The sequence below is a fragment of the Streptomyces sp. CA-278952 genome (genome assembly GCF_028747205.1).
GTDB lineage: Bacteria > Actinomycetota > Actinomycetes > Streptomycetales > Streptomycetaceae > Streptomyces.
Map to the genome: position 1 here is coordinate 4,120,416 of NZ_CP112880.1, position 22,329 is coordinate 4,142,744.

Below are 22,329 nucleotides of genomic sequence, written 5' to 3' on the forward strand. Positions count from 1 at the left end.
GGTGGAGAGCTTTGCGAAACATCCGTTCCCGTAATGGTTCCCGTAGGAAAGTCGCATCCTGGGAGGGAGCGGACAAGCGTGCACGAGGCAGGGGACATCACCATGCGGGTACTGGTCGCCGAGGACGAGGAGATCCTCGCGGAGCTGGTCGCCACCGGACTGCGCCGGGCCGGCTTCGCGGTCGACACGGTGTACAGCGGGGACGCGGCCCTCGCCTACCTCGGCCTGCACGACTACGACGTCGTCGTGCTCGACCGCGACCTCCCCCGGGTGCACGGTGACGACGTGGCCCGCCGGCTGGTGGCCTCCGGCTCCCGCACCCGGATCCTGATGCTCACCGCCTCCGGCACCATGGAGGACCGGGTCGCCGGGCTCGATCTGGGGGCCGACGACTACGTGGCCAAGCCGTTCGAGTTCCCCGAGCTGGTCTCCCGGGTGCGCGCCCTGCGCCGGCGCAGCGCCAGACCCGTACCGCCCCAGCTGGAGCGCCACGGCATCCGGCTCGACACCGTACGGCGCTCCGCGCTCCGCGACGGCCGGGACCTGGACCTCTCGCCGAAGGAGTTCACCGTGCTGCAACTGCTCCTGGAGGCCGACGGCGGCACGGTCAGCGCGGAAGAGCTGCTGGAGCGGGCCTGGGACGCCAACGCCGACCCGTTCACGGGCGCCGTGCGCGTCTGCATGAGCAAGCTCCGCGCCAAGCTCGGCGAGCCCGCGCTGATCCGCACCGTGCAGGGCGTCGGGTACGCCCTGTGATGCGGCCGTCCCTGCGGCGGCTGGTGGACGCCTCGAAGCTGCCGCACTCGACGATCCGGACCCGGATCGCCCTCGTGTACGGCGGTGTCTTCCTGGTGCTCGGCACCGCCCTGCTGGCCACCGTCAACCTGGCCTCCCGCGCCGGCACGGAGACCGAGGCGCGTTCCATCGCCTCGTCCGCCGCCGTCGCCCAGCCCGGCTACGCGGTGAACGGTCCGCTGATCTCCCGCCGGCACCTGGGGCCGCCCACCGTCTACGACCTCACCGACAACGTCAGCAACGCGGCGGGGCAACAGCTCCTGTACTGGTCGATCGCCGCCCTGCTCGTGATGACGGGGTGCGCGGTCGCGGTGGGCTGGTGGACCGCCGGGCGGGTGCTGCGACCCGTCCACGACATGACCGAGAAGGCCCGCCGGCTCTCCGCGCACACCCTCCACGAACGCATGGCGCCCACCGGGCCCGACGACGAGCTCAAGGAACTGGGCGAGACGCTGGACGCGCTGCTGGCCCGGCTGGAGAAGGCGTTCGACAGCCAGCAGAGATTCATCGCCAACGCCTCGCACGAGCTGAGGACCCCGCTGGCCACCCAGCGCGCCGCGATCCAGATCGGCCTGGACGATCCGTCCCCCGAGGACCTCGTACGCACCCGGCAGACCCTGCTGGACACCAACCGGCGCAGCGAGCGGCTCATCGAGGGGCTGCTCGTGCTGGCCCGCAGCGAAAGGGGACTGGCCGCGGACGAGCGCGAGAGAGTCCGCCTCGACCATGTGGTCCGTGAGGAGGCGGCCCGCCGTGCGGCGGTAGGGGGTGCGAGCGGCGGTCCGCAGGGCCGGGGAGCGGAGGGCGGCGGTCCGGCGGTACGGGAGCCGGGCGGCGGTCCGGCGGTACGGGGCGTGGAGGGCGGCGGTCCGGCCGTGAACGTCGTGGTGGCGGCCTGCTCCGTGCGCGGCAACCGGCTGCTGCTTGCCCAGCTGGTGGCGAACCTGCTGGCCAACGCGGTCACGTACAACGTGCCGGGCGGCTCGGTGGAGGTCTCGCTGACCGGGGAGGGGGCCCTGCGGGTGCGCAACACCGGACCGGAGGTCTCGGAGGCCGATATCGCGGTGTTCTTCGAGCCGTTCCGGCGGGGCGAGGGCCGGGACCGGATGGGCCCGGGGTCGGGCCTCGGTCTTTCGATCGTCCGGTCGATCGCGGTGGCCCACGGCGGTACGGTCACGGCGGTACCGGGCCCGGAGGGCGGCGGTCTCGCCGTGACCGTACGGCTGCCGGTCGATCAGGCCTCGGAGCCGGCGGGGCGCGCGGCGGTCCAGGCCGGCAGCCCGGCGAGGATCTCGCGGTAGAGCTCGGCATCCGCGACCTCGCGGGGCGCGGGGCCCGCGTGGAAGAAGCCGGTGTTCGGGGCGTCGAGCTTCCGCAGGAAGTCGAAGCCCTTCGCGTCCTGCTCGCCGAAGGCGACGAACTGGAAGAACAGCGGCAGCCGGGCCGCCTCCGTGAGGGCCTGCCGGGCGGCCTGCTTGGCGTCCGGCGGGCCGTCCGTCTGGAAGATCACGAGAGCCGGACCGGTGGCCTCCGTCTTCTCGTAGTGCGCGACGATCTCCTCGACCGCACGTTCGTAGTGCGTCCGGCCCAGCCGGCCGAGGCCCGCGTGCAGCTCGTCGACGCGGCCCTCGTGTCCGGAGAGCTCGATCGTCCCGGTGCCGTCGATGTCCGTCGAGAAGAAGACGACCGGCACGGTGGCGTCCTCGTCCAGGTGCGCGGCGAGCGCGAGCGTCCGGTCGCCCAGGTGCTGGGCGCTGCCGTCCTTGTAGAACGGCCGCATCGAGCCGGAGCGGTCGAGCACCAGGTAGACGCGGGCGCGGAGACCGGTCAGCCCGTGCGCCTTGAGCGCTGCCTGTGCCGCCTTGTACGGGGCGACGAGCTGCGGAGCATGCGTCTTGACCCGGGCGAGCGTGGTGGCGGGCTTGCCGGGGGCGGCCTCCGGCGCGGTGACCACGGACTCGGGGGCGGCGACGACCGGCTCGGGTGCGGTCACGACGGGCTCCGGGGCCGCCGGGGTCTCCGTGATGGTCGGTGTCTCTGCGGTCTTCGGTGCCTCTGTGGCTGCCGGTGCCGCTGAGGCCTCGGGGACCTTGGGGGTCTCGGGGGCTTCGGCGGGGGCTGCCTGAGGTGACTCGGGGGCGGTCTCAGGGGCCTTGGTCTCCGCTTCGGGGGCGGCTTCCGCTGAAGCCTCCGCTGCCGGCTTCGCTGAAGCCTCCGCTGCCGGCTTCGCTGAAGCCTCCGCTGCCGGCTTCGCTGAAGCCTCCGCCTCCGCTGCCGGCTCCGGCTCGGCCTTCGGCTCCGGAGTGGGCATCGGGGTCTCGTCGAGGTCGAGGTCGATCGTGATGGGCTCCGGCGCCGACTCGGGTTCCTCGGCGGCCTTGACAGGAGCCACGGTGGTCACCGGCGCCTCGGGCTCGACGGCTTCCTCGGCGGGCGCCGCCTCTTTCCCCGTCTCTGCCTTCTCCGCCTTCTCCGCGAACGGCGTGTCTTCCGGGGCCGACTTCTGCGCGGGGACGGTCGGCGACGCCGGCGCGGCGGCCGCCTTGTCGAAGGCCTCCGCCACCAGGTCGGTGGCCGGCGAGTCGTCACGCTCCGTGGAGTCGGCGGCGGAGGAAGCCGTGGACGCGGTGGAGGGTGTTTCCGTGGAGGACGCGGAGGGCGTGGAGGACGAGGTGGAGGACGAGGGCGAGGCCGGGGCCGGGATCGACACCTTCGGCTCCGCCGCTGGCTCGGCCGCCGAAGTGGTCTCCGGCTCCGGCTCCTTGGGCTGAACGCGCTCGGCCTGGGGCGGGACGGTGGCCGTGGTCGGCTCGTCCTGCTCCGTGCGGCCGAACACCTTACGCAGCAAGCTCCGAATGCCCATGGGCGAGGCCTTTCGCATGAGTTGGGTGCGGTGAATGTCCGACCTGGGTGAATTCATCCCTGGCCAGGACGGATACGTAAGGTTAGCGGCCGGATCCGGCCGTTCGCCGGTGCGGCCCGCCCCTGCGTCAACCGAGCCGAAACCGTACCCGGACCGAGTCCACGACGGTGTCCACCACCGGACCCCAAGGGAACAGCAGTGGCCCGGACTTCACCCGCCGTTCACCGGGAGTCCCTCGGACCGCGTGGGGGCACACATACCGTCACGCACGACACCAGACGGAGGGAATCCACGTGCGCAACCTGCTGCCGTTCATCAGCTCGCATCCCGGTGGGCGTTCCGCGCTGACCTGCCGCTTCCGCTGCGGGGACGCCTGCTTCAAGGAGACGCCCAACAACAGCGACAACGAGTACGCCGGCGACATCATCGCCGGTGCCGTGTCGCGCCGCTCGATGATGCGCGCCGCCGCCGTGGTCACCGTCGCCACCGCCGCCGGCACCGCGGCGCTGACCGGCCCGAACGCCCCGCAGGCCGAGGCCGCCGCGCTCGCCGGACACGGTCACAAGCCGGGCCACCCCCACAAACCGGCCCCGTCCGGTGCGCGTGGCCTGCGGTTCTCGCCGGTCGCGCCCAACAAGGACGACAAGGTCACCATCCCCGACGGGTACGCCCAGAACGTGGTGATCCGCTGGGGCGAGCCGATCCTGCGCGGCGCGCCCGCCTTCAACCCGGACAAGCAGACGGCGAAGGCCCAGGCCGGCCAGTTCGGCTACAACAACGACTTCCTCTCCCTGCTCCCGCTGCGCGGCGAGCGCGGCCGGCAGGTCATGGTCGCGAACCATGAGTACACGGACGAGATCCTCATGTTCCGCGGTTACGATCCGGCCAACCCGACGCGTGAGCAGGTGGAGATCGCCTGGGCGGCGCACGGACTCTCCGTGGTCGTCGTCCAGGAGGAGCACCGCACCGGCAGGCTGGGGCCGGTCAACCGGCACCCGCTGAACCGCCGTCTGACCGCGACCAGCGAGTTCCGCATGACGGGCCCGGCCGCGGGCAGCACCCTGCTGCGCACCTCGGCGGACCGGTCCGGCCGCAAGGTGCTCGGGACCCTCAACAACTGCGCGGGCGGCACCACTCCGTGGGGCACCACGCTGCACGGCGAGGAGAACTTCAACCAGTACTTCGCCAACGGCAACACCGACATGCACAAGCGGTACGGGATCGGCACGAGCGCCACCGAGCGCAAGTGGGAGCAGTTCGACCGGCGGTTCGACCTGGCGAAGGAGCCCAACGAGGCCAACCGCTTCGGCTGGGTCGTCGAACTCGACCCGTACGACCCGGACTCCACCCCGCGCAAGCGGACCGCGCTGGGCCGGTTCAAGCACGAGGCGGCAGAGCCCCGGCTCACCTCCGACGGCCGCCCGGTCGTCTACATGGGCGACGACGAGAAGTTCGACTACCTCTACAAGTTCGTCTCCAGCAGGCGGATGAAGAAGGGCAACTCGCGGGCGGCCCGCGAGCACAACCTGACGCTGCTGGACGAGGGCACCCTGTACGTCGCCAAGCTGAGCGGCGACTCGCCGGTCACCGAAATCGACGGCACCGGAAAGCTGCCGGGCGACGGGGAGTTCGACGGCAGCGGCGTCTGGATTCCGCTGGCCACCGGCACCACGTCGCACGTGCCCGGTATGACCGCCGAGGAGGTGTACGTCTACACGCGCCTCGCCGGCGACAAGGTCGGCGCGACCAAGATGGACCGCCCCGAGGACGTCGAGCCCTCGCCGCGCACCGGCCGGGTGTATGTGGCGCTCACCAACAACACGGACCGTGGCAAGGCGGGCAAGGCCGGTGCGGACGAGGCCAACCCGCGCAACAACAACAAGCACGGGCAGATCCTGGAGCTCGCGGAGAACTGGGACGACCCTGCGGGTGACGGATTCGCCTGGCGGCTGTTCCTCGTGGCGGGCGACCCGGACGACCCGTCGACGTACTTCGCCGGCTTCCCCAAGGAGAACGTCAGCCCCATCTCCTGCCCGGACAACGTGGCGTTCGACGACCACGGCAACCTGTGGATCTCCACGGACGGCAACAAGCTCGACTCGCACGACGGCCTGTTCGGCGTGGCGACCCAGGGTGACCGGCGTGGCGAGCTGAAGCAGTTCCTGACCGTCCCGGCCGGGGCCGAGACCTGCGGTCCGGTCATCCAGGACCGCCGGGTCCTGGTCGCGGTCCAGCACCCGGGCGAGATCGACGGGGCTTCCGTCGAGAAGCCGGCGAGTGTCTGGCCCGACGGCCCGGGCAAGATCGTCCGCCCCTCGGTCGTCGCCGTCTGGCGCAAGGACGGGCGCGACATCGGCGTGTGAGGTCCGGTGGGCGGGCGGCTTTATTGCCGCCCGCCCACCACCGGTCCGCATTACAGTCGGACCCATGGTTTCCGGTGACGCGCCGCAGGCGGAGGGAAGCGTCCGGGTCGACGTGTGGATCTGGTCGGTCCGGCTGACGAAGACCCGTGCGCAGGCGGCCGCCGCCTGCCGGGCGGGACATGTGAAGGTCGGCGGCGAGCGGGCCAAGCCCGCCCAGGCCGTGCGCGTCGGCGACGAGGTGCGGCTCCGGCACGCGGGGCGGGACCGGGTGGTCGTCGTCTCGAAGATCGTGAAGAAGCGGGTCGGCCCGCCGGTGGCCGTGGAGTGCTTCGTCGACAACAGTCCGCCTCCGCCGCCCCGCGAGGTCGCGCTCCAGGTCCCCGTACGGGACCGGGGTACGGGCCGTCCGACCAAGCGCGACCGCCGGGAGATGGAACGCCTTCAGGGACACCCGCCAGAGCGCTGAGGCCGCCCCGGTGTTTCACGTGAAACACCGAGTGGCTGCCCCAGGCGCACCCCCGGGGCACTGGTCAGCTCTGGTACCCCTCCACCTCGTCGGCGGGGCGGACCTTCGCCGTCGAGGGGTCCTCGCCGTACTCGCTGAGCGCCCGCCGTCGGCGCAGCAGGTCCCAGCACTGGTCGAGCTGGACCTCCACTGCCCGCAGCCGGGCCTTCTCGTCCGTGGACAGACCCATCTTCGCCACGGAGCGGTCGCGTAGCTCGCGTTCCTCGGAGACCAGGTCGTCGATGTTCTCGAAGATGTCGCGGTCGGCCATGACGCCTCTCCCGGTCGCTCGGCGGCGGTCTCGGATCCCACTCTCGCCCCGGTGCCGTCTCATCGCACGTCGGCCGCGGACCGTCTGCCCCGCAGGAGCACCCGGGTCAGCACCGCACCCACGAGCAGGGCCACACCGACTGCCAGCACCACCCACACCGTGGTCCGCAGGGAGGCGGTCAGCGCGTCGACCACGGCGGCGGCCGCGTCCCGGTCGCTGCCCGGCACCTCGTCCAGCACCCGGCTCCGGCCGACCGCGACCAGCACCCGGAGCACGATCGCACCGAGCACGAACCCGGCGCCCACGGTCGCGGTGGCCCACAGCCCGGCCCGCAGCCCACGCCGTACGGTGGCGATGCCCACCACCAGGACGAGGAACACCAGCGTGGCGACGGCCGGCCAGATGCTGCAGTAGCGGAGCCAGCGGAACGAGTTCCTGAGGACGTCGGCCTGATCGGGGCCGAGCACAGTGATCTCCGTCCGCTCGACCGGAATCTGGTCGGCGAACGGCACACCGTCACGGACCAGGTCCTGTCTGACCTGGTCGATCACCGGGGCCAGATCGATCGTCACGGCCTCCCCGCTGTCACCGTCCAGGGCGGCTGCCACGGCCTTGTGAGCGGCCCGGTTCGCGGTGTCCCAGGCGTTCCGGAAGGCCTCGGTGGTGGTGAACGACCGCACGGTCTCGTGCAGGAACTCCCGGACCGTGTCCTGGAGCGGGCCTAGATCGATCTGCCGCATCGCCTCCTCGGTGACCAGGTCAGCGACGGTGCTCCGGACCGCCGGGTCGGAGGAGAGCGGCGACACGGCGGCGACGTACCGGTCCGTGTCGTCGATCTCCAGATCGGCCCAGGCGGAGAGCGCGCTCAGCGGCACGAGGACGGCGAGCAGAACGAGCAGGAGCGCCGAGAAGGCCGCGGTGGTCGCCGGGATCGTCGAGTGAGAGGTCCGCACTCCTCCAGGGAATCCCGTGCGGGGCCGGGCCGCTCCGGGCCGTACGCCATTCGAGTTGCCGGGCGGCGCGGTCGGGTGTGCTCTGGAGGAACGGGGGCGTGCGACGGGGGCGACGGAAGGAGCTGTCCGCGATGGCCACACACGCAGCCATGCCCGGCCGAAGAGGTTCCCGCGCCCCTGCGCGGGCCCGCCACCACACCCCGCTCGCCTGGGCGCTGCCCCTGGTGCTGGGCGTCGCCTACGGGTTCTACGCGGCGTTCATCCGTCGCGACGGCGGCCCCAGCACCGGCGGGCAGGTCCTGCTGGGGCTTCTTTCCGGTGTCGCTCTGGCGGTCCTCTGCTTCGCGGTGGGCCGGATCCAGCGCTCGCTGCCGCGCGAACTGCGGGCAGCCGTCTACGGCGCGCTGACCGCATGCGCCATCGGCTTCCTGGTGAGCCTCACCGACACCAGCGTGCTGAGGTCGACCGTTCTGGGCCTGGTGGTCGGGGCGGGCGTCTTCTGCGTCTCGTTCTACGTCTTCTACACGAGGGAGCCCTGAATCCTGTCCGCCGCCCGGGACCGGGTTCCGGCCGTCCTCACCGACCGCGTGCGCGGCCGCCAGATTCAATCTGGCGGCCGCGCCCCCGCGTCTGGCGCCCAAGAGGTGAGGGAGCGGAACGGGCCGGGCCGGACGGGAGGCCCGGAAGGTCCGGAAGGCGACGGAGGTCGCGGGAGGAGGAGCGGGTGATGACGACGGACGGGACCACCGGCGGGAACGCGCACGAGAGGCCCGGCGGGAGCACGGACGAGAGCCCCGGCGGGAGCCGGGACGCGGGAAGCGGCCTTCCCCTCCGTGTCGCGGTGATCATCGGCAGCACCCGAGAGGGGCGCATCGGCGACGCGGTCGGCCGCTGGTTCATGGAGCGGGCCCAGGACCGGAGCGAGCTGGACCTCGCCGTGCTGGATCTCGCCGCTTACGACTTCCCCGTGCACTATCCGGGGCGGGCGACCGAGCAGATGACGGAGTTCACCGAGGAGATCGCCAGGGCCGAGGCCTTCGTCGTGGTCACCCCGGAGTACAACCGCTCGTTCCCCGCCTCCCTGAAGCAGGCCATCGACTTCGCCTACGAGGAGTGGCAGACCAAGCCGGTCGCCTTCGTGAGCTACGGACACGGTTCCGCCGGGCTGTACGCCGTGGAGCAGCTGCGTTCGGTCTTCACCGAGCTGCACACGGTGACCCTGAGGAACGGGGTCGCTCTCGACTTCCTCCGGCAGCCGCTGGAGGGGCACCCCGGCGACACCGGCCGTGACCGGTCCGTGGGGCTGATGCTCGACCAGCTCGGCTGGTGGGGCCGGGCCCTGCGCGAGGCACGCGCCGCCCGCCCGTACGTCTCCTGAGCTCCCGGTATCCGGACACGGATCACCACCGACCCCCCTCCCCGACAACCCACAAGGAATGGATCATGAGCACTGAACTGGCCATCGAGACCACGGGGCTGGTGAAGGTCTTCGGCGACAACCGCGCGGTGGACGGCATCGACCTCGCCGTCCCCACCGGCACCGTCTACGGCGTCCTCGGACCCAACGGCGCCGGGAAGACCACCGCCGTCCGCATGCTCGCGACCCTGCTGCGCCCCGACGGCGGCACGGCCCGGGTGTTCGGCAAGGACGTCGTGAAGGATGCCGACGCGGTCCGCAGCCGGGTCAGCCTGACCGGGCAGTACGCCTCGGTGGACGAGGACCTGACCGGGGCGGAGAACCTCGTCCTGCTCGCCCGGCTGCTCGGCCACTCCAAGCCGGCGGCCCGCGACCGGGCGACCCAGCTGCTCGAAGGATTCGGGCTGAGCGAGGCGGCGGGCAAGCAGGTGAAGAACTACTCGGGAGGCATGCGGCGGCGCATCGACATCGCCGCGTCCATCCTGAACACCCCGGACGTGCTGTTCCTGGACGAGCCGACCACCGGGCTCGACCCCCGCAGCCGCAACCAGGTCTGGGACATCGTGCGGGCGGTCGTCGACCACGGCACCACGGTCCTGCTGACCACCCAGTATCTGGACGAGGCCGACCAGTTGGCCGCCCGTATCGCGGTGATCGACCACGGCAAGGTCATCGCCGAGGGAACGAAGGGCGAGCTCAAGGCGTCCGTCGGCGCGGGCACCGTCCATCTGCGGCTGCGGGACGCCGACCAGCGGGCCGAGGCGCAGCAGGTGCTGGCGCTCGCGCTGGACACGGAGGTCCAGCTGGATGCGGACCCGGTGGCGCTGACCGCCCGGGTCGACGGGCAGAGCACCGAGCAGGGGGCCGCGGAGGTGGCCGGGCGTGCCCTGGCCGAGCTGGCCCGTCGCGGCATCACGGTCGACAACTTCTCGCTGGGACAGCCCAGCCTCGACGAGGTCTTCCTCGCACTCACGGACAAGAAGGGAGCGGCGGCATGAGCACCGCGACCGCCAAGACGGAGCTCAAGACGGAGCTGGAGGGCGTCGAGCTCGCCGCACCGGACCAGGAACGCCTCTCGGCGCTCCTGGTGGGCCAGCAGCCGCCACCGAGGCCCAGCGCCGTGTCGGCATCGATGACCTTCGGCTGGCGCGCCATGCTGAAGATCAAACACGTGCCGGAACAGCTCTTCGATGTGACGGCTTTCCCGATCATGCTGGTCCTGATGTACACGTACCTCTTCGGAGGGGCGCTGGCCGGCTCCACCGAGGAGTACATCCAGTTCCTGCTGCCCGGCATCATGGTGATGAGCGTCGTGATGATCACGATGTACACGGGTATCGCGGTCAACACGGACATTGCCAAGGGCGTCTTCGACCGGTTCCGCACGCTGCCGATCTGGCGGCCCGCTCCGATGGTCGGCTATCTGCTCGGCGACGTCCTGCGCTATCTGCTGGCGTCGGCGGTGATGCTCGCCGTCGGCATGATCATCGGGTTCCGTCCGGACGGCGGTGTGCTCGGTGTGCTGGCCGGTGTCGCTCTGCTGGTCGTGTTCTCGTTCTCGTTCTCCTGGATCTGGACCATGTTCGGGCTGCTGCTGCGCTCCGAGAAGTCGGTGATGGGCGTCAGCATGATGGTGATCTTCCCGTTGACGTTCCTCAGCAATGTCTTCGTCGACCCGAAGACGATGCCGGGCTGGCTCCAGGTCTTCGTGAACAACAGCCCGGTTACCCACCTCAGCACGGCGGTGCGTGAGCTGATGCAGGGCAACTGGCCGGCCGCCGACATCGCCTGGACGCTGGGTTGGTCCGGGGTGCTCCTGGTGGTCTTCGGCGCGGTGACGATGCGGCTCTACAACCGGAAGTGACCTGCGGCGGGCGGGCTCGTATGCCCGTGCGTCGCGGAGGCATCCGCCGCGTGCGTCCTTGACCTTCCCCGCAGGGGAAGCCCCAGGATCGGTGGGGCCGGGCGGAAGGCGCCCGGTACGAGGAGGTACGGGGTGGAACGCGAAGGCCGCGCGGTGGGCGCCGGGAGCGGAGAGCTGGTGACGATCGGGGAGTTCGCCCGGTTGTCCCGGCTCTCCGCCAAGGCGCTCCGGCGCTACGACGAGCTGGGGCTGCTCCGGCCCGCCCTGGTCGACCCGGTGAACGGTTACCGGTACTACGACCCGGCGCAGGCGGAGGGGGCCCGGCTCGTGGCGTGGCTGCGCAGGATCGGCATGCCCCTGAGCCGGATCGGCCGGGTCGTGGCGCTCGACGCGGGCGCCGCGGCCGTGGAGATCCGGGCCTACTGGGCGCGGGTGGAGGCCGAGACGGCGGCCCGGCGCGATCTGGCGATGTACCTCGTCGACCATCTGTCAGCGGAGGGCAGGGTCATGTCGCGGATACCGGGCAACACAGGCAACACAGGGAACACGGAGAACACGGGCAAGACAGGGAACACGGGGGATGCAGGCAAGACGGGCACCACAGGGGACACAGCTAGCGGCCCGGGGGCGGTGGCGCTCGCGGTCCGGTGTGCGGCGCTGACCGATACCGGGGCGGTGCGTACGGCGAACCAGGACGCGGCGTTCGCGGGGTCCCGGCTGCTGGCGGTCGCCGACGGTTTCGGGGAGGGCGGGGCCGAGGCGAGTGCGGCGGCGATCGAGGCGCTCAAGCCTTCCGCGTGGGGCGCCCGTGAGGGTGCGCTGTCCGCGGCGGATCTGCTGAACGCCCTGGAGGACACGGCGGATTCCGCTTCGCGGGCGGTCCGGGACGCGGTCGCGCCCTGTGCGGACCCGGACGGTTCGGGGACCACGCTCACCGCGATGCTGTGGACCGGATCGCGGCTCGGGCTCGTGCACATCGGGGACTCGCGGGCCTATCTGCTGCGGGGCGGGGAGCTGTTCCGGATCACGCATGACCACAGCCTGGTCCAGTCGATGATCGACGACGGTTCGCTGAGCCGGGAGGAGGCCGCTTCCCACCCGGGGCCCGCGCTGCTGCTGAAGGCGCTGGTCGGGGAGGCGCGGTCCGCCCCGGTGGCCGTGGCGGGCCGCCCCGACGTCAGCTTGCGGGAGGTGAGGGCAGGGGACCGTTATCTGCTCTGCTCGGACGGGCTGTCCGCAGTGGTGGACGAGGCGGAGCTGAGGGCGACGGTCATCGCGGCGGAGGACCCGGAGGCGGCCGTACGCCGGTTGGTCGGCCTGGCCCGCGAGGCGGGCGGACCCGACAACGTGGCGTGCGTCGTCGCCGACGTCGTCGAGGAGTAGCGGTGAAGAGGAGCAGAGGAGTAGCCGCGAAGAGGCGTAGCGGCTCGGGTCAGAGGCGCCAGTCGGGGGTGTGCTCGGGACGGTAGGCGCAGGTGGTCCCGGTCGTCACGGAGGCCTTCAGATGGGCTGCCAGCGCGGGGTGCAGGGTGTCCAGCTTCCGCAGGGTGTCGCGGATCCGGGCGGTGACCGTCTTGCGGGCCCGCTCGGTCTGGTCGCCCAGTCGGCGGGTCCGGCCGCCGAGACCGGCCGCGGTGCGGAGCTGGTCGAGGAGGGCCTGCCGCTCCCGGTCGTATGTCTCGACCCCCCGGACGTCGTCCCGGGCGGCGGCCCGGTCTATCTCGGCGTCCAGCCGGGCCAGGTGTTCCTTGTAGCGGCGCTTGGCCTCCTCGTCGAGCACCGGATCGCCGCCGAGCTGTCCGGCGGCGGTCACGAGGTCCCCGCCCTCGGGCGCGAGGAGCCGGACGGCCGGGACGTCGGCGCCGGGCAGCCCCAGCAGGCTGTGCAGGTCCCGCAGGCCCTTGGCGTCCGGGACGTGCACGGTCACCCCGTCCCAACGCAGCTGCCACACCGGCCCGTTCCGCCGGAACTCGGCGGACGGCACGGCCCGGTCCCCGGCCGATGACGACCCGGTCGATACCCCTGCCGATGATGATGCGGCCGCTACCCCGGCCGTGCTCCGCTCCGGAGCCGCGACCGGGTCCTGGGCCGGCGAGGCGGCGGGACCGGAGGCGGCGGGGCCGGAGGCGATGGCGAGGCGGGAGGCGGCGGAGGCGTCGATCGCCGTAGTGCTACGGGCAGCCGTGATGGGCGGGGGCGTGCGGAGGGCTGCGGCCTCGGCGGCCATGTGGGCCAGGGCCAACTCACCCGCCTCCCGCTCCACTTCACCGAGCAGCCGACGGGCCTGCCCGGCGTCACCGGCTGCCCCGGCACCGGTTGCCCTCTCACCGGCTGCCCCGGCACCGGACGCTTCGGCGCGGGCGAGCAGGGAGCGGGCCAGGCACAGCCGGGCGCGTACGGCCCAGGGGCGGGCGCCGAGGCGGTCCGAGGAGGCGGCGGCCTCGGTGAGCGCCGCCACCGCCGCGTCCTGGTCGTCGCGCGCGGCGGCGAGCATCCCGAGCCAGAGGTCGACGGGGCCGCCGATGTCGCACCCGTACAGCGAGACGACCCACTGGCCCGTGTAGGGCGTCAGCTCGTCCTCCGCGCGGGTGATGAGCCGCGGGTCGCGCTTGATCGCGGCCGTCTGGGCCAGCAGCCTGAGCCACAGCGGCATGAACGCCCGCGGATAGGGTGCGGCGCGGTCCGCGTGCTCGGCGATCAGGCGCAGCGCGGGAGCGGCGTCGCCCTGCTCCGCCGAGGTGACCGCTTCCAGCAGCCCGGGATAGGGATACCCGGAGCCCGGAAGCTCGCCGAGGGTCTCCTCGGCCTCGGCGAAGTGGCCCCGGAGCAGGTGCATCGCCCAGCGCAGGTGGTACCCCATGAAGCCGAAGGAGGCGTGGTCGCTGTTCTCCTGGGCGAGTGCGTCGTCCTCCAGCGCGGTGGACGCCTCGGCGAACCGGCCCTGCAGGGAGGCGATCAGGCTGGTGTCGACGGCGACCCCCAGGGCGAACCGGGGCAGCCCGGTCAGCTCGGCGAGCCGGACGAACGCCCGGAACTGGTCGAGGAAGGCCGGGTCGCCCAGCTCCAGCAGGGTCACCCAGCGCATGGACGTCGCGTTCAGTTCCATGTCCTGGTGCTGGGTGCGCCGGCCGACGACGGTCATCTCGTCGGTCAGCCCGAGCCGCTCCACCGCCGAGCCGAGACCCCACACGGAGTCGTGGCGCGCCCAGAGCGAGAAGGCGAGCGCCTCGTCGTCCGAGCCGCTCCGGGCCAGCGCCATGATGTGGATGGCCAGTTCCTGGGCGAGCCGGTCGTCGGAGAGTCCCTCCTGGCCCTCCTTGCCGGTGATCCTGCGGTGTGCCTCGGCGAGGAGGCCCATCGTGGCCACGCCGTGGCCGCCGAAGGACCCGTCCCGGTGGATGGTGATCGCCACCCGGGCCAGTAGCTCCGGTTCGTCCAGCTCCCGGGCCAGGGCGACCGACCGGTCCAGCAGCCGCTCCGCCTCGGCCGTCTCCCCCGCGTGCCGGAGCTGTCCGGCGAGGTCGAGACCGATCAGCGCGGCACGCCGCAGGTCCGGGCCCCGGCCCTCGGCCCCCGCCGGGCCCGTCCCGGCCACCGCGAGGGCGCGCCGGTAGTGGCCGGAGGCCTCCTCGTCGGCCAGGCGTCCCGAGGCGTCCCGGGCGGCCGCCAGCAGCAGGTCGATCCGGCGGTCGCGGTCCAGGGCCTCGCCGGCGAGGTGGGCGTGCCGGGCGAGGTCGCCGGGTCGGACCGCGTCGCCGAGGCCGCCGTGCGCGTCCAGGGACCGTACGGCGGCGGCATGGCGGTCGCGGGCCTCGGCGTCGTCCAGCGAGGCGTACAGCGTCTCGCGCAGCAGGTCGTGGGTGAAGGCGTACTGCCCGGAGGGGCGGGGGACGACGACACGGGCGACGACGGCGGGCTCCAGCAGCCGGTCCACGTGGGGGACCGGTGCGCCGTGCACCACGGCCAGGACCTGGCGGCGGAACTCCCGGCCGAGCAGGGCGGCGCTGGTCAGCAGGGCGACGACGGGCTCGGGCAGCAGGGCGAGCCGCCGGCGGACCGCTTCCCGCACGCCGGGCGGAATGGTGGAGACCGGGCTTCCGCTGTGCCAGAGCCGGGCGGTCTGTTCGACGAAGAAGGGGTTGCCGCCGGTGCGCCGGTGGACCTCGTCGACCAGTTGCGGTGTGGGCTCGCGGCCCGTCGTCACCGTCATCAGCGCCCCCACTTCGTCCCGGCCGAGACCGGTCAGGGTGAGGGTCGCGGCGGCGCGCGAGACCAGCGGCAGAATCAGCTGCTGGAGCGGGTGCCCGGGGGCCTCCACCTCGACGTCCCGGTAGGTGCCGATCAGTAGCAGCCGCTCGAACCAGGCGTGCTGGGCGGCGAATTCGAGCAGGCGCAGGGAGGCCGGGTCGGCGCTGTGCAGATCGTCGAGGACGACCACCAGCGGCCGGCTCTGGGAGACCGTGACGAGAGCCGTGGTCACCGCGTCGAAGAGCCCGAAGGCCTCGGCCCCCTCCGACGAACCGTCGCCCGGCGAGCCGCCGCCCGGCGGGCTCGTGCCCGTTTCCGTGCCGGAGCCGGAGCCGCCGTCGTGCGCCCCCTGGGGGCCCGAGCCACCGGCGGCGCCCGGGGTCGGCCCTGGAGCCGGAGCCGGAGCCGGAGCCATAGGCACGCTGGGACCGTCCGTCCCGCCCATGGCGACCCTGACCGGGTCGCCCAGGAACGCGGCGAGCCGGCCGTCCGACGCATCCTGGGCCGCTGCCCATTCGGCCGCGGTGGCGGACCTGCGGAGGCCGCGCAGGATCTGGACCCAGGGCCAGTAGCCGGGGGTGCTGTCCGAGTCCCAGCAGGAGCCTCCGACCACCAGAGCCCCGCGCCGCCGTGCCTCGTGGGCGGCGTCGGTGACGAGCGTGCTCTTGCCGATCCCGGCCTCGCCGGTGACCAGCACGAGACCGCCGTGGCTGTCCGTGGCCCGGGCGATCTCCGAGCGGAGAACGCCTGCGGGGTGGTCGCGCCCGAAGAGAGCAGGGGTCATGACCACACGATAGGAGCAGCCACTGACAACGGCCCCTCCGTTCTCTGACCGGCGAGACGGCTCTGTCGCGTACGACTGGAGGGACGCCTCGGTCGCGTACGACCGGGGAGACGGCTCTGTCGCGTACGACCGGCGAGGCGGCTCGGTCACGTACGAACGGAGAGACGCCTCCGCCTCGGTCGCGTACGACCGGGGAGACGCCTCAGTCGCGTACGACCGTCACCGGGCACGGCGCGTGCTGGGTGACATGGAGGCTGACCGAGCCGAGCAGGGTGGCCTTCAGGCCGGTGTGGCCGCGGGCTCCCACGACGAGCAGGTCGGCGCCCTGGGCGCGGTCGAGCAGGGCCTGGGGCGGATTGCCGATGACCACGACCTTGCTGACCGCGGCGGCCCCCTCGGCGCCGAGGGCCTCCTCCAGCGCCTCGGTGAGGGAGACGGTGGCCAGGGCCTGCGGGTCGAAGTCCTCCGGCAAGCCCGGCATCATCGACGCCCAGCTGGTGGCGGGGTACTCCCAGCTGTTCACGGCCTCCACCGTGGCGCCGGTCAGCTCGGCCTGCCGCACGGCCCAGTGCAGCGCCTTGATCGAGGAGTCGGAGCCGTCGACGCCCACAACGATCCTGCCCATAATGTGCCTCCAGCTCGGTACAGCCCAGTGAGTCCGAGTCCGTACAGCGCGGTCCCGTTCTGTCCCGCTCGTACAGCGTTTGATCTCACTGTAATCACATCGGACAAGTGGGGGTGGTTCGGTGGGAACCACCCCCACGGCCTCAGTCCAGCCGCAGGTCCGCGAGCTGCTGCTCGAACGGGACGACCGCGTCCTCCCCGTCGTCCAGGCCCGGGGACCGCGAGGCGCCGGAGACCGTACGGCCCAGGACCGCGGAGGCCAGCTCGCCGCCGGCGCGCCGGATCCGGGACGGCAGGCCCTCGGTGTACTCGTCGCCCGAGGAGCCCCAGTCCTCCGAGGCCGCGTAGACGGAGGTGGGCACGGTGACCGCCCGGAGGTAGGCGAAGAGCGGGCGCAGCGCGTGTTCCAGGACCAGCGAGTGCCGGGCCGTCCCGCCCGTCGCGGCGATCACCACGGGCTTGCCGGTCAGCGCGGTGTTGTCGATCAGGTCGAAGAACGACTTGAACAGACCGCTGTACGAGGCGGTGAACACCGGCGTCACGGCGATCAGCCCGTCGGCCTCCGTCACCGCGTCGATCGCTTCCCGCAGCGTGGCCGAGGGGAAGCCGCTGAGCAGGTGGTGGGCGATGTCCACGGCGAGGTCGCGGACCTCGATGACCTGGACCTCGACGTTCCGGTCCTGCTCGGCCGCGAGGCGCTCGCGGGTGGCGGCGGCCAGCCGGTCGGCCAGCAGCCGGGTGGAGGACGGCTGGCTGAGCCCGGCCGAGACGGCGACGATGCGCAGGGGGGTGGTGGCGAACATCGGGGTCAGGCCTCCTTTCCAGAGGCTCGGGCGGCGGCGACCGCCGGGTGGAGGGGCGCGGACTCCGGCACTCCGGCCGGCCGCAGGTTCGCGAACTCCTTGCGCAGCACCGGTACGACTTCCTCGCCGAGGATGTCGAGCTGCTCCAGGACCGTCTTCAGGGGGAGCCCCGCGTGGTCCATCAGGAACAGCTGGCGCTGGTAGTCGCCGACCGCGTCCCGGAACGTCAGGGTCCGCTCGATGACCTCCTGCGGGGAGCCCACGGTCAGCGGGGTCTCGCGGGTGAAGTCCTCCAGGGACGGGCCGTGGCCGTAGACCGGCGCGTTGTCGAAGTACGGGCGGAACTCCCGTACCGCGTCCTGCGAGTTCTTGCGCATGAACACCTGGCCGCCGAGTCCGACGATGGCCTGGTCGGCGGTGCCGTGCCCGTAGTGGGCGTAGCGGCGCCGGTAGAGGTCGACCATCTTCCTCGTGTGCTCCATGGGCCAGAAGATGTTGTTGTGGAAGAAGCCGTCGCCGTAGTACGCGGCCTGCTCGGCGATCTCGGGGGAGCGGATGGAGCCGTGCCAGACGAACGGCGGGACGCCGTCCAGCGGGCGCGGGGTGGCGGTGAAGGACTGGAGCGGCGTACGGAACTTGCCCTCCCAGTCCACGACGTCCTCGCGCCACAGCTTGTGCAGCAGGGCGTAGTTCTCGATCGCCATCGGGATGCCCTGGCGGATGTCCTTGCCGAACCAGGGGTAGACCGGTCCGGTGTTGCCCCGGCCCATCATCAGGTCGACGCGGCCGTCCGCGAGGTGCTGGAGGGTGGCGTAGTCCTCCGCGATCTTCACCGGGTCGTTGGTGGTGATCAGCGTGGTGGAGGTGGAGAGGACGAGGTTCTCGGTGCGGGCGGCGATGTAGCCGAGGGTGGTCGTCGGGGAGGACGGGACGAACGGCGGGTTGTGGTGCTCGCCGGTCGCGAAGACGTCCAGGCCGACCTCCTCGGCCTTCTGCGCGATGGCCAGGGTCGCCTTGATCCGCTCGTTCTCGGTGGGGGTCCGGCCGGTGGTCGGGTCGGTCGTGACGTCCCCGACGGTGAAGATCCCGAACTGCATGGCGTCCGCCTTCCTGAGTCCCGGCCGTGGTTCCGAGCTCCGTTCCGAAGCTCTGGGTCGAAGCCCTGGCCGATTTGGTTGAACGTTGAACTACACCCTACAACGGGACCCCCCTCCGGCCTATTCCTGCCTGTTCCACGCGGCCCGGCGCCCTGCGGCCGCTACACTCGGCCCATGACCTCCGTCCTGTGCCGAAACTGGTGGCGCTCCTTCTAGGAGCGGCCACAGCATCTGCACGGAACCAGGGCCGTTCGACATGGACGGCCCTTTTCGCTGCCCCCGCAAAGCGCTCTCGTACGGCGTTCTCGTACGGCGTTCTCGTACGGCGTTCTCGTACGGCGCGGACACGGAGACGAAGCGCAGCGGCGCTCACCGGCGGGGCCGTCCTCCACGCACCATCCACGCGAGGAGAGACCCGATCCCATGACCAGCACCGCACCCAGCACCGGCACCGCACCCGGCACAGCGCCCGCCGCCACCGGCACGGCCCCCGCCCCGGCCGCCCCCACCGGGCTCCCCAGCGCCGAGCGCCACAGCGCCGGGCTTTCCAGCGCCGAGCTGGAGCGCCGCATCGCCCAGGACCCCGGAAGCTTCCGGGTCCTCACCGGGGACCGCCCCACCGGCCCCCTCCACCTCGGCCACTACTTCGGCTCCCTGCTCAACCGGGTCCGCCTCCAGGACCTCGGCGTGGACGTCATGGTCCTCATCCCCGACTACCAGGTGATCACCGACCGGGACACCGCCGAGCGGCTGGGGGAGTACACCGACGGGCTGCTCCTGGACTATCTGGCCCTCGGTATCGATCCCGCCCGGTCCACCGTCTTCTGCCACAGCGCCGTCCCCGCGCTCAACCAGCTCATGCTGCCCTTCCTCAGCCTCGTCTCCGTCGCGGAGCTGAACCGCAACCCCACGGTCAAGGACGAGATCGCGTACTCACGGCAGTCCACGGTCAGCGGGCTGATGCTCACCTACCCGGTCCACCAGGCCGCCGACATCCTGTCCTGCAAGGGAAACCTGGTTCCGGTCGGCCGGGACCAGGCGCCCCACCTGGAAGTCACCCGGACGATCGCCCGCCGCTTCAACGAGCGGTACGGCGACGTCTTCCAGGAACCGGACATCATGCTCTCCGCCGCGCCTCTGCTGCTCGGCACGGACGGTACGAAGATGAGCAAGAGCCGGGCCAACTCCGTACCGCTCGGCGCCACCGCCGACGAGACGGCTTGCCTCATCAAGGGCGCGACCACGGACGCCGACCGGCACATCACCTACGACCCCGACGCCCGCCCCAACGTCTCCTCCCTGGTGCTGCTGGCCGCCCTCTGTCTGGAGCGGGACCCGCACGAGGTCGCGGCGGAGATCGGCGACGGCGGAGCCGCCGCTCTCAAGCGGACGGTGACCGACGCGGTCAACAGCCACCTGGCCCCCTTCCGGGTCCGGCGGGCGGAGTACGCGAAGGACCTGACGTACGTACGGTCGGTGCTCCGCGCGGGCAACGAGCGGGCGAACGCACTGGCGGAGGCCACGCTGGACGAGGTGCGGGAGAAGATGGGCGCGTTCCGGTAACGCGGTAGGCCGGGTAGCCGGGTAGGCCGGGTGCCGTCGGGCCTCCGCCCGCCCGGCGCCCCCTCTGCCCGGCCCCCTGCCGCCCCGCGCCCCCTACCGTCTCGGCGCCACCGGCCGCTGCCGCCGCAGCAGCTCCGCGAGCCCCCGGCGGGTGGCGGCGATCACCACCCGGTCCGTGGCGCGCAGGACGTAGCCGGGGTGCAGGTCCCAGACCAGTCCGGACGGCGGCGGCTCCGCGTCGCCGTCCGGGTTGTACGGCGGGATCGCGGCGAGGTCCGGGGTCCGGTCGGCCGGCGGGGTGGCGTCGATGGCCAGGACCCGCCAGGCGCCCGCGCGGAAGGCCTGCTCGACCGTGTGGCCCTCCAGCTGCGGGTGCCCCGCCGCCTCCAGGGCCGCGAACAGCATGACCTTGCGCTCGACCGGTATCGCGCCCAGGATCTGGCGGCCCATCATGGCGCCGGCGAAGGCCGGGGCGGCCAGGTGGGAGACGGAGCGGGAGCGGGTCAGGGCCCCGGGGTGCGCGGTGCGCAGGGTGCGGTAGACGGCGGTGGCGAACTCGTCGTCGTACAGCCGCAGCGCGACCCTGAGTTCGGGCTTCACCGAGCGGGCGTACAGCGCCGCTTCCAGGTTCGTGGTGTCGATGCTGGTGAGGGCGAGGAGAGCGCGGGCGCGGCGGATCTTGGCCGCCTCCAGGACGCCTTCCTGGGTGACGTCGCCAAGGACGGTCGGCACGTGCAAGGAGCGCGCCAGCGGGATGCCGCGCGCGTCGGGGTCCTCCTCGACGACGACCACGGGGACGTCGAGTTCGCGGAGCTGTACGAGGACGCGCGTGCCGATCTTGCCGAGCCCCAGCAGCACCACGTGCCCCGACAGACCGCGCGGTGGGCGGCGCAGCGAGGAGGCGGTGCGCAGGGTGCCGAACGCCTCCAGTACGGCGGCGACCAGCAGGGGGAGCAGGAGGAGGCCGGCGACGCCGGAGAGGAGCTGGATGATCTGCCGGGCGTCCCTTTCGCCCTCGGCCGGGTCGCCCATCGCCAGCAGGTCGAGCAGGGTCAGGTGGGTGGAGTGCACCACGCTGTCCTCGGTGGTCACGACCGAGGCGATCACCAGGGCGACCACGGAGGCCGCGACCCCGAGGGCCGACCAGCGCAGCCTGCGGGAGAAGACCTGCGAGAGCGGGGCGCCCCTGCCGCCCATCCGGGTGGCCGGACGGGCCGGACCGGCCCGGCTGACCGCTTCGAGGACCACCGTGCCCCGGCCGGTCGCTGCGGCGACGGCGCTCGCGTCGGGCAGCAGTTGCGGGGCCTCGTCGCCGCTGCTGTCCGAACCCTCCGCGCCCGCCGGGTCGTTGGTGGTGGAGGAGAGCAGGGCGAGGGTGCACAGGCCGGGGTCGGCTGTCTCCCCCGAGCGCGGCGGTGGGCGTTCGGCGGCGCGCAGGAGCAGCCCCTCGGCCTGGATGATCTTGCTGCTGCCGGTGAGGGCGGTGGCGGCGAGGGCCGGGGCGGCGGTGTCGGCGTCGGACAGGACGGTGGTGGAGGCGTCCAGCAGTGCCGGGTCAATGCCGGGCATGGCGACGGCCGCCGCCTGGTCGAGCAGCTCCTCCAGGTGGAGCCCGAGCTTGCGGTTGTAGAGCCGGATCACCAGCCGCAGACGGGGGTTGAGGCGGCGGGCGGTCAGGGCGGCGCGGATGTTGCGCTCGTCGTCGTCGTAGACGAGCGCGAGGGCGGCGGCCCGGTCGACGCCCGCCTCCTCCAGTACGTCGTCGGACGGTTCGGGGGCCTCCATGATGCGGACGGCCTCGACCCCGGCGTTGGTGTCGCCGCTGCCGTCCCCGGCCGTCCCGTTGCTGTCGCCGCCCCCGGTCGTCCCGTTGCCGTTGCCCGCGCGGTTCATCGCCGCCGACATCCGGCCGAACAGGGCCGCCGCCCGCCCCCGTTGGGTCAGCGGCGTCTCCGGGCTGTTGGCGTCCCGGCCCGGGGGCAGGAGCAGGGTGACCCGTTCCCCGTAGACGTAGCGCAGCTCTACGGCGAGCCGGCGCGCCAGGGCGTCGTCACCGCAGACGATCATGTGGCCGGCCGACGGTGGGCGTCCCGGCTGCTGAGGAAGTGGAGGCACGAAACCCAGCATGCCGTGATCCTTCGGCTCGGTCTTCCCGGTCCGTGTGTCTTCCCGGTCCGTA

General features: G+C 72.4%; 18 protein-coding genes. 10 read left to right on the forward strand and 8 right to left on the reverse strand.

Annotation, left to right across the window (positions count from 1 at the left end):
• The first annotated feature begins 102 nt into the window (after positions 1-102).
• On the forward strand, positions 103-756 hold the full coding sequence (locus tag N7925_RS18460) for a response regulator transcription factor (protein WP_032752670.1): 654 nt from the start codon (positions 103-105) through the stop codon (positions 754-756).
• On the forward strand, positions 756-2,096 hold the full coding sequence (locus N7925_RS18465; protein ID WP_274344501.1) for a sensor histidine kinase: 1,341 nt from the start codon (positions 756-758) through the stop codon (positions 2,094-2,096). The genes N7925_RS18460 and N7925_RS18465 overlap by 1 nt, the downstream gene beginning before the upstream one ends.
• Here N7925_RS18465 and N7925_RS18470 read toward each other — a convergent pair.
• Complete coding sequence (locus N7925_RS18470) at positions 2,030-3,658, reverse strand: VWA domain-containing protein (protein ID WP_274344502.1); 1,629 nt, start codon at positions 3,656-3,658, stop codon at positions 2,030-2,032. The genes N7925_RS18465 and N7925_RS18470 overlap by 67 nt on opposite strands.
• Before the next feature lie 293 nt (positions 3,659-3,951).
• On the opposite strand from N7925_RS18470, the gene N7925_RS18475 reads away from it, so the two are divergent.
• Both N7925_RS18475 and N7925_RS18480 read left to right on the forward strand, forming a co-directional pair.
• The gene (locus N7925_RS18475; RefSeq protein ID WP_265600659.1) at positions 3,952-6,021 is read left to right on the forward strand and encodes a PhoX family protein; all 2,070 of its coding nucleotides are present in this window, start codon (positions 3,952-3,954) and stop codon (positions 6,019-6,021) included.
• A 64-nt stretch (positions 6,022-6,085) separates the two neighbouring features.
• Positions 6,086-6,487 (forward strand): RNA-binding S4 domain-containing protein, encoded by a 402-nt coding sequence (locus tag N7925_RS18480; RefSeq protein WP_265600660.1) that lies wholly within the window; start codon positions 6,086-6,088, stop codon positions 6,485-6,487.
• 64 nt (positions 6,488-6,551) lie between these two features.
• On the opposite strand, the gene N7925_RS18485 is transcribed toward N7925_RS18480, so the two are convergent.
• Both N7925_RS18485 and N7925_RS18490 read right to left on the reverse strand, forming a co-directional pair.
• Positions 6,552-6,797: a DUF2630 family protein gene (locus tag N7925_RS18485; RefSeq protein ID WP_265600661.1), complete on the reverse strand. Its 246-nt coding sequence runs from the start codon at positions 6,795-6,797 to the stop codon at positions 6,552-6,554.
• Between the two features lie 59 nt (positions 6,798-6,856).
• Positions 6,857-7,750, reverse strand: coding sequence for a hypothetical protein (locus N7925_RS18490; protein WP_274344503.1), 894 nt, complete (start codon positions 7,748-7,750; stop codon positions 6,857-6,859).
• 131 nt (positions 7,751-7,881) lie between these two features.
• Between N7925_RS18490 and N7925_RS18495 the strand changes: the two genes are divergently transcribed.
• From N7925_RS18495 to N7925_RS18515, 5 genes are all read left to right on the forward strand, one after another.
• The gene (locus N7925_RS18495) at positions 7,882-8,289 is read left to right on the forward strand and encodes a hypothetical protein (RefSeq protein WP_274344504.1); all 408 of its coding nucleotides are present in this window, start codon (positions 7,882-7,884) and stop codon (positions 8,287-8,289) included.
• A 188-nt stretch (positions 8,290-8,477) separates the two neighbouring features.
• A complete protein-coding gene (locus N7925_RS18500; RefSeq protein ID WP_274344505.1) occupies positions 8,478-9,128 on the forward strand; it encodes an NADPH-dependent FMN reductase in 651 nt (216 codons plus the stop codon).
• Positions 9,129-9,193: 65 nt separating this feature from the next.
• Positions 9,194-10,165, forward strand: a complete 972-nt coding sequence (locus N7925_RS18505) for an ATP-binding cassette domain-containing protein (protein ID WP_265600665.1) — start codon at positions 9,194-9,196, stop codon at positions 10,163-10,165.
• Entirely contained in the window at positions 10,162-11,031 is an 870-nt protein-coding gene (locus N7925_RS18510) for an ABC transporter permease (protein WP_274344506.1), read from the forward strand. The genes N7925_RS18505 and N7925_RS18510 overlap by 4 nt, the downstream gene beginning before the upstream one ends.
• Positions 11,032-11,163: 132 nt before the next feature.
• Positions 11,164-12,414: a MerR family DNA-binding transcriptional regulator gene (locus N7925_RS18515; protein WP_274344507.1), complete on the forward strand. Its 1,251-nt coding sequence runs from the start codon at positions 11,164-11,166 to the stop codon at positions 12,412-12,414.
• Between the two features lie 49 nt (positions 12,415-12,463).
• Here N7925_RS18515 and N7925_RS18520 read toward each other — a convergent pair whose 3' ends face one another.
• From N7925_RS18520 to N7925_RS18535, 4 genes are all read right to left on the reverse strand, one after another.
• Positions 12,464-16,063 carry an ATP-binding protein gene (locus N7925_RS18520; RefSeq protein ID WP_274344508.1) on the reverse strand — a complete coding sequence of 1,200 codons (3,600 nt, stop codon included), beginning with the start codon at positions 16,061-16,063 and terminating at the stop codon, positions 12,464-12,466.
• A 202-nt stretch (positions 16,064-16,265) separates the two neighbouring features.
• Positions 16,266-16,688 (reverse strand): universal stress protein, encoded by a 423-nt coding sequence (locus N7925_RS18525; protein ID WP_274344509.1) that lies wholly within the window; start codon positions 16,686-16,688, stop codon positions 16,266-16,268.
• A 142-nt stretch (positions 16,689-16,830) separates the two neighbouring features.
• Complete coding sequence (locus tag N7925_RS18530) at positions 16,831-17,490, reverse strand: FMN reductase (RefSeq protein WP_265600670.1); 660 nt, start codon at positions 17,488-17,490, stop codon at positions 16,831-16,833.
• A gap of 5 nt (positions 17,491-17,495) precedes the next feature.
• Positions 17,496-18,587 (reverse strand): LLM class flavin-dependent oxidoreductase, encoded by a 1,092-nt coding sequence (locus tag N7925_RS18535; protein ID WP_265600671.1) that lies wholly within the window; start codon positions 18,585-18,587, stop codon positions 17,496-17,498.
• Between the two features lie 423 nt (positions 18,588-19,010).
• Here N7925_RS18535 and trpS point away from each other — a divergent pair, with 423 nt between their 5' ends.
• On the forward strand, positions 19,011-20,150 hold the full coding sequence (gene trpS / locus N7925_RS18540) for a tryptophan--tRNA ligase (protein ID WP_274344510.1): 1,140 nt from the start codon (positions 19,011-19,013) through the stop codon (positions 20,148-20,150).
• 93 nt (positions 20,151-20,243) lie between these two features.
• On the opposite strand, the gene N7925_RS18545 is transcribed toward trpS, so the two are convergent.
• A complete protein-coding gene (locus tag N7925_RS18545; RefSeq protein ID WP_265600673.1) occupies positions 20,244-22,277 on the reverse strand; it encodes an NAD(P)-binding protein in 2,034 nt (677 codons plus the stop codon).
• Positions 22,278-22,329 lie beyond the last annotated feature (52 nt).

What these genes read in the sequence shown, in the direction of transcription:
- N7925_RS18505 (WP_265600665.1), top strand. Translation starts at nt 9,194, where the DNA reads ATGAGCACTGAACTGGCCATCGAGACCACGGGGCTGGTGAAGGTCTTC.
- N7925_RS18535 (WP_265600671.1), bottom strand. Translation starts at nt 18,587, where the DNA reads ATGCAGTTCGGGATCTTCACCGTCGGGGACGTCACGACCGACCCGACC.
- N7925_RS18460 (WP_032752670.1), top strand. Translation starts at nt 103, where the DNA reads ATGCGGGTACTGGTCGCCGAGGACGAGGAGATCCTCGCGGAGCTGGTC.
- N7925_RS18520 (WP_274344508.1), bottom strand. Translation starts at nt 16,063, where the DNA reads ATGACCCCTGCTCTCTTCGGGCGCGACCACCCCGCAGGCGTTCTCCGC.
- N7925_RS18530 (WP_265600670.1), bottom strand. Translation starts at nt 17,490, where the DNA reads ATGTTCGCCACCACCCCCCTGCGCATCGTCGCCGTCTCGGCCGGGCTC.
- N7925_RS18500 (WP_274344505.1), top strand. Translation starts at nt 8,478, where the DNA reads ATGACGACGGACGGGACCACCGGCGGGAACGCGCACGAGAGGCCCGGC.
- N7925_RS18510 (WP_274344506.1), top strand. Translation starts at nt 10,162, where the DNA reads ATGAGCACCGCGACCGCCAAGACGGAGCTCAAGACGGAGCTGGAGGGC.
- N7925_RS18545 (WP_265600673.1), bottom strand. Translation starts at nt 22,277, where the DNA reads ATGCTGGGTTTCGTGCCTCCACTTCCTCAGCAGCCGGGACGCCCACCG.
- N7925_RS18470 (WP_274344502.1), bottom strand. Translation starts at nt 3,658, where the DNA reads ATGGGCATTCGGAGCTTGCTGCGTAAGGTGTTCGGCCGCACGGAGCAG.
- N7925_RS18485 (WP_265600661.1), bottom strand. Translation starts at nt 6,797, where the DNA reads ATGGCCGACCGCGACATCTTCGAGAACATCGACGACCTGGTCTCCGAG.
- trpS (WP_274344510.1), top strand. Translation starts at nt 19,011, where the DNA reads ATGACCAGCACCGCACCCAGCACCGGCACCGCACCCGGCACAGCGCCC.
- N7925_RS18480 (WP_265600660.1), top strand. Translation starts at nt 6,086, where the DNA reads ATGGTTTCCGGTGACGCGCCGCAGGCGGAGGGAAGCGTCCGGGTCGAC.
- N7925_RS18495 (WP_274344504.1), top strand. Translation starts at nt 7,882, where the DNA reads ATGGCCACACACGCAGCCATGCCCGGCCGAAGAGGTTCCCGCGCCCCT.
- N7925_RS18525 (WP_274344509.1), bottom strand. Translation starts at nt 16,688, where the DNA reads ATGGGCAGGATCGTTGTGGGCGTCGACGGCTCCGACTCCTCGATCAAG.
- N7925_RS18465 (WP_274344501.1), top strand. Translation starts at nt 756, where the DNA reads ATGCGGCCGTCCCTGCGGCGGCTGGTGGACGCCTCGAAGCTGCCGCAC.